General features: G+C 67.7%; 9 protein-coding genes and 1 tRNA gene. 1 reads left to right on the forward strand and 9 read right to left on the reverse strand.

Translation table 11 applies throughout. The features are described 5' to 3' along the window. Window positions 1-12: 12 nt before the first annotated feature. From cas4 to NFR49_RS03560, 9 genes are all read right to left on the reverse strand, one after another. Window positions 13-657 (reverse strand): CRISPR-associated protein Cas4, encoded by a 645-nt coding sequence (cas4, locus tag NFR49_RS03520; protein ID WP_251158281.1) that lies wholly within the window; start codon window positions 655-657, stop codon window positions 13-15. Continuing rightward, window positions 654-1,520 carry a type I-C CRISPR-associated protein Cas7/Csd2 gene (gene cas7c / locus NFR49_RS03525; RefSeq protein WP_251158282.1) on the reverse strand — a complete coding sequence of 289 codons (867 nt, stop codon included), beginning with the start codon at window positions 1,518-1,520 and terminating at the stop codon, window positions 654-656. Before cas7c ends, cas4 begins: the two co-directional genes overlap by 4 nt. Window positions 1,521-1,528: 8 nt before the next feature. Then, on the reverse strand, window positions 1,529-3,328 hold the full coding sequence (gene cas8c / locus NFR49_RS03530) for a type I-C CRISPR-associated protein Cas8c/Csd1 (protein ID WP_251158283.1): 1,800 nt from the start codon (window positions 3,326-3,328) through the stop codon (window positions 1,529-1,531). Next, entirely contained in the window at window positions 3,325-4,008 is a 684-nt protein-coding gene (gene cas5c / locus NFR49_RS03535; RefSeq protein ID WP_275557127.1) for a type I-C CRISPR-associated protein Cas5c, read from the reverse strand. Before cas5c ends, cas8c begins: the two co-directional genes overlap by 4 nt. Window positions 4,009-4,022: 14 nt before the next feature. Continuing rightward, a complete protein-coding gene (cas3, locus tag NFR49_RS03540; protein WP_251158285.1) occupies window positions 4,023-6,335 on the reverse strand; it encodes a CRISPR-associated helicase Cas3' in 2,313 nt (770 codons plus the stop codon). A 627-nt stretch (window positions 6,336-6,962) separates the two neighbouring features. Continuing rightward, a tRNA-Arg gene (locus NFR49_RS03545) sits at window positions 6,963-7,038 on the reverse strand. A gap of 42 nt (window positions 7,039-7,080) precedes the next feature. Further along, complete coding sequence (locus NFR49_RS03550) at window positions 7,081-8,103, reverse strand: aspartate-semialdehyde dehydrogenase (RefSeq protein ID WP_420840256.1); 1,023 nt, start codon at window positions 8,101-8,103, stop codon at window positions 7,081-7,083. Continuing rightward, on the reverse strand, window positions 8,100-9,422 hold the full coding sequence (locus NFR49_RS03555) for an aspartate kinase (RefSeq protein ID WP_251158286.1): 1,323 nt from the start codon (window positions 9,420-9,422) through the stop codon (window positions 8,100-8,102). Before NFR49_RS03555 ends, NFR49_RS03550 begins: the two co-directional genes overlap by 4 nt. 36 nt (window positions 9,423-9,458) lie before the next feature. Then, window positions 9,459-10,604, reverse strand: coding sequence for a homoserine dehydrogenase (locus NFR49_RS03560; protein ID WP_251158287.1), 1,146 nt, complete (start codon window positions 10,602-10,604; stop codon window positions 9,459-9,461). A 104-nt stretch (window positions 10,605-10,708) separates the two neighbouring features. Here NFR49_RS03560 and thrC point away from each other — a divergent pair, with 104 nt between their 5' ends. After that, window positions 10,709-12,202, forward strand: a complete 1,494-nt coding sequence (thrC, locus tag NFR49_RS03565; RefSeq protein ID WP_251158288.1) for a threonine synthase — start codon at window positions 10,709-10,711, stop codon at window positions 12,200-12,202. Window positions 12,203-12,204 lie beyond the last annotated feature (2 nt).

Genomic DNA, 12,204 nt, shown 5'->3' on the forward strand with positions numbered 1-12,204 from the left:
ACACCCCTTCTCTCACTCGGCCCAGTAGCCGGCAGCCGACCGGTCCGCCAACGCCGGCACGCACGCATCGTTCAACGAGCAGCGCCGACATGCGCCCCGGCGCACCGGAAGCGGCGTCTCTTCTCGCCCCCATAGGTCGCGCATCTCGGAGACGACGTCCTCCAACCGCGTCCTCAGCCCCTCGTCTATGGACACCGCCTCTCGCCGACGCGTCTGGCCGTAGAAGAGGCAGCCCTCGGAAACGGGAATGCCGAGCATCTCCTCGAGACAGAGGGCCTGGGCGCAAAGCTGCAGGCGGTCGCAATCGGACGCCTTGGACCGACCTTTCTTATACTCGACGGGGACGACCCTTTTGGGGATGCCGTCGCAGCCCCCGTCTTTCCCATAGTCGAACTCCACGACGTCGGCGATGCCCTTGAGGCCGAGGGTCCGGCTGACAAGGGCCATCGACCGCACGGTCCGGACACCCTGGACCGTGCCGCCCTCTCCCCCATGGGCGCGCCCATGGAACGTAGTGCCCACCGCCGTGTCGAGATTCTCCGCCCACTGGCCCTCGAGGTGGATGAGGGCCCACTGGCGCCTGCAGAACGAGAAGTGCTGGATGCCGGATATGGGGAGGAGGTCCTCCTCCCCATATCCGGCAGGTGCGTCCGTCAAGAAAGGACCTCGACGGAGACGCCCTCGGGAAGCGCGCCCTCATCGAAGACGATCTCGTAATCCGAGAAGGACCGCGGCGCGCCTTCGCACCGCTTCCGCGCGGCCACGAGGTCGAACAGCCGCTCGCTCCTGCAGTTGCCGAGACGGCTGTCGTGCTTGAAGAGGAACAGCATCCTCGACGTCATGAGTCCGTGCGACGCCGAGCGGTCCACCTCGAACATGTTCATGAGGCTCGTCACGAGCACCTGGAGGTCCTCGTCGCCGAAGCCGCTCTTCTCGGCGAGGGGGGCCGAGATGAAGCCGTTCATGCGGTAGAGGCCGTAGGGAACGAACTGCTTCCGACCCATGGTGCGCCCGCTTTCGGCCGCCTTGTCCTTCTCGTTGGTGACCGCCATGCGAGTGATGGACATCTCGCTGGGGACGATGGGGTCGATGGAGTCGGAGAAGCAGAACTGCACGGGGCCTCGCACCTGCCCGCAGTTGACCTCGGTGGTCATGACGGCGCCGAAGGTGCGGATGTCGAAGAAGTTGTCGCACATGAACCGGGTGACGGCGCGCCCCTCCTCGTCCTTGGGCAGCTTCTTCTTGTTGAGCTTGATGCCGGTGGCCACGTAGGCCTCGCGGTTGCGGTCGTTGAGGATCACGCCGTCCTGCACGTAGATCCGGTAGCCGGCGGAATCGCCCATGGAAAGCTCGACGTAGTTGCGCACCTTGCGCTTGAGGCACACGTCGGAGACGATACCGAGGCCCGTCTCGGGGTCGATGCGCGGCATGTTGCCGGCATCGGGGTCGCCGTTGGGGTTGCCGTTGCGCACGTCGAAGAAGAACGAAATGTCGTACCGGTTCTGGATGGGGTCGCTCATGGTGCCTCCTACTTTCCTTCTGCCGCCTCGTCGCGGTTGTCGTCGTTGCTCTTCTTGCTCCTGTAGAGGTCCTGCCGCTGCTGGTAGTAGCCGATATAGAAGACGCCCTGCTCCTCGAGGTCGAGCGTCGCCGGGAAGCCCCCGTCCAGCTCGTCCACGACCTCCCCCACCGTCCGGTCGATGTAAGAGCCGCTGGACGCCTTCGACTGGTGGTGGCCGTAGAGGTGGATCAGTTGCGGGTACACGCGGGCCGGGGTCGTGGCCGCGGCGCCCATGTAGCGGTCGCGGATGGAGGCGTTCGGCTTGTTGCCGCCGTTCGCATCGAGCTGCGCCTTCTCGAAGAGGGCGAAAAGCCGCCCCAGCAGATAGGCGGGGTCGTGGTTCTCGGGGTTCAGTGCCACGGTGAGCTCCTTTCCTTTTTCACTTGGGTCCGGGGCGCCTCCCATCGCGCGTGCGAGGCAGAGCTTGAGGACAGACACCCGGTAATCGATGACGTCGACCTTGCCCGTCCTGGCGGGAACGAAACCGCCGTCGGCCCTCATGCGGGAGAGCACCTGGACGTAGAGCGCCGGGGGAAACGCCGTCCCGCTGAGGAAGGCGTCGAAGACGGAGGTGACCAGGGGCCGCGGAAGGTTGTCGAGATTGCCCTGGAGCGCGCACTGGCGGAGGCATTGAGCCACCGTGAGCGGTCTCGCGCCCTGGAGCTCGCCTTCCACGAGAAAGCGCTCGACGTGGTCCATGAGGCCGCCCATGGACCCGGTCTCGTAGAAGCGGACGGAGAGACGGGCCTGGTACGGCGACAGCCCCAGGATGTGGAACCCCGCATCCTGGGGGACGCGGCCGGGACGCCGGCCCGACCTCAGGTCGAGGAGAAACTGCGCCACGGCATCCGCAAGCGCCTGGTCCTCGCCGACGCGCACCACGGAGTTGCCCGTCTCGTCCAAGCTGGAGCCAAGGGCGGCCTGCATGAAGTCGTTGGGCTCCGGCTCCGGAGAGTCGGTCCAGAACACGACGACCTCTTTGCCGAGCTTGACGCTGTGGCCCCTGTCCTTGATCAGGTACGACAACGCCTCGGAAGCCTTGTGCGCGGCCTCGGCCGAGATGCCCGCGACGTCGTTCTTCTCCTGCCCGTAGGAGAGGAACGAGTCGGCGTTCGCACCCACCAGGGAGGCCCCGGCGCTCTGGGCGCCCGGCACGCCGGTGATCTTGGGGAACAGCCTCGCCCGCCTCACCGCGGCCTTCCCCGTCACCATGCAGTCGGCAAGGCCGTTCTCCCTCTCGTCCCTCTCCTGCCGGTAGCGGGTCCAGGCCTCCGCGACGGAGGCGTCCTCGTGGGCGTATTCCCGCTCCCCCTCGACCATGAAGACAAGGGTCTTCTTGGTGCGATCGGGGTCGGCCATGAAGGCGGGGGCGACGGCCTCAAGCTCCCCCACCGTGGCGTGGCCGTCAAAGAAGCCGAGCACGGCCCGGGCGACGGTGCCGCAGACGCCGTCGAGCACCTCGTGGTGGAGCTCCTTGGACCTCTCCCTCTTCTCCCCAGCCTTCTTGGCTCCGTCCCCGACGAGGTATTCAAGGTTGTCGCAGAGGAAGTACGGCGATATGCCGCTCGAGCGTTGGCCGGCGGGGACGACCATGCGAACCCCCACCTTGGCACCCTGCGGCACGAGGGAGCGGATCTCCCGCGGCGTGCCGTCGGGGGCGATCACGAGCGCCGCGTCGGGCCTTTTCGCCGAGAAGCAGAGGGGCGGCAGGGCGTCGTCGGTTCCCTCCAAGCTGTCGTAGAGCGTGCACAGGTCGGCAAGGATCATGAGAGCAACCCCCTTCGCGCGGCGGCGGTGTCGACGACGCCGTCCCTCATGACGGCCCGGAAAAACCGGGGCTGCGGCGCCTTGCCCGCCTCGAAGTCGAGGTCGTAGAGCATGAACCCCAGGTCGCGCTCTCCTGCGCCCTCGTAGCAGGACGCCGGGTGCGCCTCCCCTTCCTCGACCAAGGTCACCTCGGCCGGGAACTCCCTGCACCCGAGGTATGGATGGTTGAAGAACTGCCCCTTCCTCAGGCGACGGAGCGCGATGCTGTAGTGCTTCTCCACCGTGTCCTCGTCCCCGGCCCGGGAGGTGAGCTCGAAGTGGTAGTCGACGAGGTAGTCAACGTCGACGAGGTAGAGCGTGTTTCGCTGCGCCCGGTCCTCGGCGGCGTTGACGGAGATCTCGCCCTCGCCCGTTCGCCAGAGCCTCCTCGCCCCCTCCGCACCGTCGTACGAGAGCTTGGAATTGAGCTCGTTGCGGCGTATCGAGGCGAACTCGATGGGATTCAGGACGGCAATCCTGTCCACCCGCCACACGATGGCGGGCTTCCAGTAGACGGCCTCCATGACCCCCCGAGCCGCCGACGGCGTCATGACGTCGTAGCTCACCCGCTCGACGTGCATCTCGGGTCGCGTGAAACACGCGCGGGCCCCTCTGATCCTAACGGTGAACCCGTAACCCATGGGAACCTCCTTTCTCAATCAATGAAAACCGGCATCTCGACGTCTTCGGGACCCAGCAGCCCCACCTGCGCGTCATACAGCCCGGGCACGCCCGCGCCGTTGTCGAGCACGAGCCACGGCCCCACGGCGCGCACGTACGGCTCGTACTCCTCTTTCTTGAACCTGCTGATGGACACGCTCTCCCGTTGCACCCGCTGGAACAGCCCGGGGGCGAAAGGGTCCGACTCGACCTCTGCCAGAAGGGACTCCCCCTCCGGTCCCCGGGGGACGAACACGACCTCCTCGTCGCGGTCGTCGATCATCCGATAGCCTCGGGCGATGGTGGAATGGTCGGCGGCGTAGGGAAGGCCGGGTATCCTGTGCTGCCAGGCCTTCCCGGAGGTTATCTCCCTGAAGACCTCGACGCCCTCGTGACCGTGATCCAGAAGTTCGGGGTTGTGGTGCCTCTTTTGGAAGTACTCCTGGACCCCGGCGTCATCCATCGCCGAGGGGCCGCGATCCTCGATGATGGAGCGGCCGTACCCCTTGAGGGTGCGCATCCAGGGGGACTGCGGGAAGGAGCCGTGCGCTCCCCCAGTGCCCTCGGCGAACTCCTCACACTCGAAGACGACGACCCTCCCGCCTTGGGCCCCGAGCCGTCCCTCGCGGTTGCAGCGCCCGGCCGCCTGGACGATGGAGTCGATGCCCGTGAGCTCGCGGAACACCACGGGGAAGTCGACGTCAACGCCCGCCTCGACGAGCTGCGTGGACACCACGCGACACGGCTCCCCCCGGCTCAGCCGACCGCGTACCTCGCCCAGGACCTCTGCACGATGATCAGGGGTCATGGCGGTGCTGAGGTGGTAGACCCCGCCCGACCGGGCAGCCAGCGACCTGAAGAGGACCCTGGCGGCCTTCTTCGTGTTCACGACACAGAGCACCTGGTCATATCCGGCAAGCTCCTCGACCAGTTCCTCGAGGGGAAGGGCGTCTGCGCCGATGCGGTCGGTCTCGTACCTCACGCGGCAGTCGAGCACCTCCCTCAGCGGATCGGGGTCGGTGATCTGGACCGGCCGGGACCCGAAGGGCCACAGTGTGGAGAGCCCCGGCTGCGTCGCAGAGGCCAGGACCGTCGAGGTGTGACCGAGGGCCCTGAGGCATTCGAGCATGCCGAGGGTTGCCGTGAGGAGGCCGTCGGGCAGGGTCTGGACCTCGTCGAGGACAATGACCGCGTTTGCCATGCTGTGGACCTTGCGGCTCCGCGCCGGCCTGTTTGAGAAAAGCGACTCGAAGAGCTGGACGTTCGTTGTGACCACGATGGGAGCGTCCCAGTTCTGGACCAGCAGCCGCCTGCGGGAGTCGTCCTCGGGGTCCACATCCACGGCCGAATGATGCTCCAGCACCGCCTCGTCTCCGAATATCGCGCGCATCTCCCGTGCGGTCTGCTCGACGATCGATGTGAAGGGAATGGCGTAGACGATCCTCTCCAACCCGTTGCGCAAGGCATGGTCGAGGGCGAACGCCATGGACGAGAGGGTCTTTCCTCCCCCAGTGGGGACCTCCAACGAGAAGAGGCCGACAGGCGCGTCTGCGCCAGCGCGGCAATCAGAAAGGACGCGTGCGCGGGCGCGGCTGACGGAGGAGTCGTCCACCCCTGAAAGCTTTCGCTCCATGTACATATCGAACCGCCGCTTCAGCTCATCCATTGCAGGACGCTCGAAGTCGCGCACGGCAGCGACCTCCAGCCGGACGAAGCGCTCGGTATCGAGCCAGTCCGCATCAACCAATGCACTATATGTGAACCTCGTGGCCAGGTAGAGGAGGTAGGATAGCGGGTTCCTCCGCTCGTTGGAAGCCATCTTGGACGCCAGGGAGGCGTGGGCCTCCAGCACGGCGGAATCAAGGCATTCCGCACCGGGGGCCGCCGGCAGGGACCCAGCAAAACCAGGGTCCACCGGGCCTCCGGACTTGGCGAGCTGCACGGCAAGGGGAGCCAGACGGTCGTTCTCGCCCTGGCGCCCCGCATCGCCCATGCCCCGATGATGACCGCAGATGGCCGGTACGACACACATTGCCAAGGCTGTACCCGGCAGCTTCTCCAGTACAAGCTGGGCACCGGCCGGAGAATGGTCGAATGGCTGCCGGGAACCGTGCAGTCTGGCCTGGAACGGCTGGGTAGCCTTGCCGAGGTCATGGAGGAGCCCGGCGTATCTCCCGTACTCCTCCAGCCCGATAGGCAAGAGGAAGCAGGCAGCCATAGCCGCGACGTTCAGCAAATGGTCCTCGAGCGACTGCCACGTGGACTCATCGTCCGTATCGGAGGTGTGGGCGTAGTAGCCATATGCCATATCGACCCCCTTTGTTTCAGTAAGTGTTAAGGGAACTATAGCACATCTGGTTTTATATAATGTAAATTTCCTTCTGTAATTTGATCCAGTAACTGGATGTGCCATGTGGGAGACTAGCCTCGTCAGAAGGATTACCTTGTTCACAATACTTCTGTGGGTTGAAAGTATGTTAAGTGTTGAGAGGCACGGGACAGTGCCCGGGCGCCGGCGGGACGCGACCGCCGGCGCCCTTTTCTCGGGCCCACGACAGCTGAGGCGGATCTCGGACGGCTCGTACGTGGGACAAAAGTGTCCGGGTGTTGGGACAGGGCAGACGGGCGCCCTCTAGGGTCCCCCTGCTACGCGGGTGTGGCGCATGGTCTCGATGAAGGGGGGCGGACTCACCCTGCAAAGGGGGTTTGCGGCCTAAAAGCCCCCTTTAAGGGGCCCATGGACCAACGGGGGCTTGGCGCTCCCCCTCTAACAGGGGGATGGGACAAGGGCCTCCAACAGGGACGCCCTAGAGGGCGTGCCTGTGCCACGCCCACCCTACAGGGCGCTGGACCTGCCGGAGCAGACCGCACGCCCCCCGCCATGACAAAAGCCCCCACGGCCGGCTTGCGGCCACGGGGGCTCTCCTCAAGGTCATGGTGCGCCCAGGCGGATTCGAACCGTCGACCATCGGTTTAGAAGACCGGTGCTCTATCCACTGAGCTATGGGCGCGTTATCTGGACCTTGCAGCTCCAAACAGCGCCCATTCTACCCCTAGAGCAGCAATTCTGCTATCTGCACAGCGTTGGTGGCGGCGCCTTTCCGGATCTGGTCGCCGCAGCACCAGAACGTGAGCGAGTTCACGCCCTCCGGCGCCGAGACGTCCTCGCGGATGCGGCCCACGTACACCAGGTCCTGGTCGCTCGTGTCGAGCGGCATGGGGTAGAGCTGCCCTGCCGGGTCGTCCACCACGCGCACGCCTGGGGCCTGGCGCAGCACATCTCGGGCCTCGTCGGGCGTGATGGGGCGCTCGAACTCCACGGTGATGGACTCGCTGTGGCTGCGGGCGATGGGCACGCGCACGCAGGTGCAGTTCACGCGCAGGTCGGGGTCGTGCATGATCTTGCGGCCCTCGTTCTGCATCTTCATCTCCTCGGAGGTGTAGCCGAGGCCGTCGAAGCCGCCGATCTGCGGGATGAGGTTGTAGGCCAGCTGGTAGGCGAAGGCGCGGGGTTCCGGCATGGGGGTGCCCTCCACGATGGCTTGGTTCTCGGCCTCCAGCTCCTCGATGCCGGGGAGGCCGGCGCCGCTGGCGGCCTGGTAGGTGCTGCAGACGATGCGCCTGGCGCCCGCCACGCGCGACAGCGGCGCCACGCACACGAGGCCGATGATGGTGGCGCAGTTGGGGTTGGCCACGATGCCGTGGTTCCACGCCACGTCCTCGGGGTTGATCTCGGGCACCACGAGGGGCACCTCGGGGTCGAGCCGGAACGCGCTGGAGTTGTCCACGCACACGGCGCCGGCGGCGACCGCGTGGGGCAGCAGGGCCTCCGCCACGGGGTTGGTGGCGGCGCCCAGCACGATGTCGATGCCCTCGAAGCTCTCGGGGGTGGCCTCGGTCACGCGCAGGAGGCGGCCGTTCCAGCACATGTCCGCGCCGGCGGAGCGCTTGCTGGCCAGGAGTCTCAGCTCGCCCACGGGGAAGTCCCGCTCCTCGAGGCACTGCAGCATCTGGGCCCCAACGGCGCCGGTGGCGCCGAGGATGGCGACGTTCTTGGGTTCGGGCACCGCCCTCACTTCCCTTCGTTCACCACGAACGCCTCGTACACCACGGCCACGGTGCGCTCGAAGTCCTCGTTGTTCACTCCGATGATGATGTTGATCTCCTGGGAGCTCTGGGTGATCATGCGCACGTTGATGCCGGCGTTGCCGAGCACCCCGAGCAGCCTGCCCGACGAGCCGGGGCGGGAGCTCATGTTGCGGCCCACGACGGAGACCAGGGCCAGCTTGTCGACCACCTTCACTTGGTCGGGCTGGAGCTCCTTCTGGAGGTCCGCCACGATGGAGTAGATGGAGTCCTTGACGTCGGCGCCGTTCACCACCACCGAGAACGAGTCGATGCCCGTGGGGATGTGCTCCACGCTCACCCCGTAGCGCTCGAACACCGAGAGGGCCCGGCGCATGAAGCCCACGGCGTCGCTCATGTGCGTCTTGGCGATGTAGACCGTGATGAAATCGCGCTTGCCGGCGATGCCCGTGATCACCGGGTCGTCGGGGCTCGTCTCCACACGCTCGCGGATGGTGGTGCCCTGGGCGTCGGGGTCGTTGGTGTTGAGGATGGCGATGGGGATGTTGGCCTCGCGCACCGGGAAGATGGCCTCCTCGTGGAGCACGTTGGCGCCCATGTAGGAGAGCTCGCGCATCTCGTCGAAGGTGATGCGCTCGATGGTGCGGGGGCGGTCCACCACGCGCGGGTCGGCCGTGAGGAAGCCCGAGACGTCGGTCCAGTTCTCGTAGAGGTCGGCCGAGAGGGCGTTGGCCAGGATTGAGCCCGTGATGTCGCCGCCGCCGCGGTCCAGCAGCTTGATCTCGCCGTCGCAGGTGGCGCCGTAGAAGCCGGGCATGACGAAGCTCCCGCGGCGCACCACGAGCTCGCGCACGCGGTCGGCCGTGCGCTCGAGGTCGAGGGTGCCGTCGTGGTGGAAGACGATGGCGTCGGCGGCGTCCACGAAGGGCAGGCCCAGGTACTCGGCCATGAGGTGCGCGGTGAACCACTCGCCGCGGCTCACCACGTACTCCGGGGAGTCCTCCGACAGGCCCTCGCGGAAGTCGCGGAACTTCTCGGCCACGGGCCAGGTGAGGCCCAGCCCCTCTTTGATGGCGAGGAAGCGGCCCTCGATGTCGTCGAGGAGGTCCGAGCAGTCCACGTGGTAGTCGCGGTGGGCGTTCACGAGGTAGAGGAGGTCGGTGACCTTGTTGTCGCCGGCGAAGCGCTTGCCGGCCGCGCTCACCACGACGAAGCGGCGGGCCGGGTCGGCGTCGATGATGCGCTTGACCTTGGCGAACTGCTCGGGGCTGGCGACCGACGAGCCGCCGAACTTGGTGATCTTGATCATCGGGCGATGGTCCTTAGCTCTCGGGGGCTCCGGGCCCTAGTCGACGTCGGCCACGGCGGCCATGAGGGTGGCGGGGTCCTCGGCGAGGAGGGCGTCGGCCAGGGCCGCGGCCTCGGTGGCAGAGAGGCCGCCCACGGAGACGTAGCCGGGCGCGACCTCCACGGCGGTGCCGGGGGTGTCGGCGGGGAGCGCCGCCGCGGTGCGGAAGACGTAGTCGGCGCGGAGCAGGCCGGGCTTCCAGGACAGGGTCTCCCCCGTGGGGTAGACGGGCCGCTCGCCGCCGGCGCAGTCGAGGAGGTCCTGCACCATGGCGTTGCCCGTGGGCAGCGCGCCGGCGCCCTGGCCGTAGAACTTGAGCGGGCCCACGGTGGTGCCCACGAGCGTTGCGATGTTGAAGTTGTCGGGCACGTTGCCCTCCACCGACGCCAGGGGCAGGAGCACCGGCTCCACGCAGGCGGCGTAGCCGTCGTCGTCGCGGGACGCGCGGGCCATGAGGCGCACGGCGTAGCCCAGGCCGGCGAAGGTGTCGAGGTCGGCCTTGGTGAGGTTCCGGATGCCGTGGACCGGGATGTCGCGGCGGCAGAGCGTGCCGAACGCCACGGTGGAGCTGATGATGCACTTGTTGGCGACGTCGATGCCGTCGATGTCCGCCGACGGGTCGGCCTCGGCGTAGCCGAGGGCCTGGGCCTGGGCGAGCACGTCGGCGAACTCGGCCCCGTCCTTGGCCATGCGGTCGACGATGTAGTTGGACGTGCCGTTGAGGATGCCCGAGATGCGCTCGATGCGGTCGATGCGGCGCGCCTTCTCGATGGAGGCGATCCAGGGGATGCCGCCGCCCGAGGTGGCCTCGATGAAGAAGCCCACGCCGGACTCCTCGGCCTGGGCGCAGAACTCCGGCAGGAACGCGGCCACCACGGCCTTGTTTGCCGTGACCACGTGCTTGCCGGCGGCGAGGCTCTCCATGATGAAGGTGTGGGCCGGCTCGAGGCCGCCCATGGCCTCCACCACGCACTCGATGGAGTCGTCGGAGACGATGTCGGCGAAGTCGTAGGTGACGCGGGGGTCGTCGTAGGTGCCCGGGAGGGTGAGGATGCGGGCCACCTCGAGGGAGGGGACGCGCGAGTCGACGATCTCGATGACGCCGCCTCCCACGGTACCGGCGCCGAGAAGGGCGATTCTCATCTCTGTTAATCCAATCTTTCGCGGCCATCGCCCCTCGGCGACCCGCGGGGCGGCTCCGCTACCATGGGCAGAACCCTGCACCGCTCGACCGAGGGGGAGTCTCGATGGATTCGTTCTACCACAGCACCCGTTCTCTGCTCGAACCCGTAACAAGCAAGCAAGCAATACTGGCGGGCATCGCACCGGACGGCGGGCTCTACGTGAGCGACGGGGTGCTCGCCTCCCCCCTCGACCTCGAGCCGCTCTGGGCCGGCGACTACCTCTCCCGCGCCCGGCGCGTCCTCGGCCACCTGCTGCCCGACTTCACCGAGCAGGAGGTGGCGGGCTGCGTGCGCCGCGCCTACGGCGGCACCTTCGACGACCCGGCCGTGACGCCCGTGACCCCGGTGGGCGACGACTGGCTGCTGGAGCTCTTCCACGGCCCCACGAGCGCCTTCAAGGACGTGGCGCTGCAGATGCTGCCCCAGCTCATGGGCCAGGCCCGCGCCGGCGACGGCCGTGACGTCATGATCGTGTGCGCCACCTCCGGCGACACCGGCAAGGCGGCGCTGGCGGGCTTCGCCGACGTGGAGGGCTGCGGCGTCTGCGTGTTCTACCCCGACGGCAAGGTGAGCGACGTCCAGCACCTGCAGATGGCCACCCAGGCCGGCGCCAACGTGGCCGTGTACGCCGTGCGCGGCAACTTCGACGACGCCCAGGGCGAGGTCAAGCGCATCTTCGCGGACCGCGACCTGGCGGTGCGCCTGGCCGGGGAGGGTGTGTTCCTCTCCAGCGCCAACTCCATCAACGTGGGGCGCCTCGTGCCGCAGGTGGTCTACTACCTGGACGCCTACGCCCAGCTGCTGGGGCGCGGCGCCGTGGCCATGGGCGACGAGGTGGACTTCTACGTGCCCACCGGAAACTTCGGCGACGTCCTCGCCGGCTACTACGCCAAACGCCTGGGCCTGCCCGTGGGCCGCCTCCACGTGTGCTCCAACGCCAACGACGTGCTCTGCGACTTCCTGGCCACCGGCACCTACGACCGCCGGCGCCCGTTCCACAAGACCATCTCGCCGTCCATGGACATCCTCGTGTCGTCCAACCTGGAGCGGCTGCTCTACTTCGCCTCCGACGGCGACTGCGAGCTCGTGGCCTCCCTCATGGCCGACCTCGCCGAGAAGGGCGCCTACACCGTGCCCGCCCCCGTCATGGACGCCATCCGCTCCACCTTCTCGGGCGGCCGCGCCGACGACGCCATGTGCCGCGAGACCATCCGCCGCACCTGGGAGGGGGACGGCGTGCTGCTGGACCCGCACACCGCCGTGGCCAAGAGCGTCCTCGACGCCGGGGAGCCCCAGGGCCGCCAGCGCGTGGTGCTCGCCACGGCCAGCCCCTACAAGTTCCCGGCCGAGGTGCTCGCCGCCCTGGGCGAGGACGTGGCGGGGCTCGACGGCTTCGCCGCCATGGACCGCCTGGCCGCGCTCACCGGCACCGAGCCGCCGGCGCCCCTCTCGGCCCTCCGGGACCGCGCCGTGCGCTTCACCGAGGTCGTGGACCGCGACGCCATGGGCGCCGCCGTGGAGCGCGCCGCCGGGGCCGTCTTCCGCGCGGGGGCGTGACG

It is taken from the genome of Caniella muris, from assembly GCF_943193035.1.
Lineage (GTDB): Bacteria > Actinomycetota > Coriobacteriia > Coriobacteriales > Atopobiaceae > Granulimonas > Granulimonas faecalis.

Excerpts from the sequence above, each read along its gene's own strand:
- cas7c (WP_251158282.1), bottom strand. The coding sequence starts at position 1,520 with ATGAGCGACCCCATCCAGAACCGGTACGACATTTCGTTCTTCTTCGAC.
- cas8c (WP_251158283.1), bottom strand. The coding sequence starts at position 3,328 with ATGATCCTTGCCGACCTGTGCACGCTCTACGACAGCTTGGAGGGAACC.
- NFR49_RS03560 (WP_251158287.1), bottom strand. The coding sequence starts at position 10,604 with ATGAGAATCGCCCTTCTCGGCGCCGGTACCGTGGGAGGCGGCGTCATC.
- NFR49_RS03555 (WP_251158286.1), bottom strand. The coding sequence starts at position 9,422 with ATGATCAAGATCACCAAGTTCGGCGGCTCGTCGGTCGCCAGCCCCGAG.
- cas5c (WP_275557127.1), bottom strand. The coding sequence starts at position 4,008 with ATGGGTTACGGGTTCACCGTTAGGATCAGAGGGGCCCGCGCGTGTTTC.
- cas3 (WP_251158285.1), bottom strand. The coding sequence starts at position 6,335 with ATGGCATATGGCTACTACGCCCACACCTCCGATACGGACGATGAGTCC.
- thrC (WP_251158288.1), top strand. The coding sequence starts at position 10,709 with ATGGATTCGTTCTACCACAGCACCCGTTCTCTGCTCGAACCCGTAACA.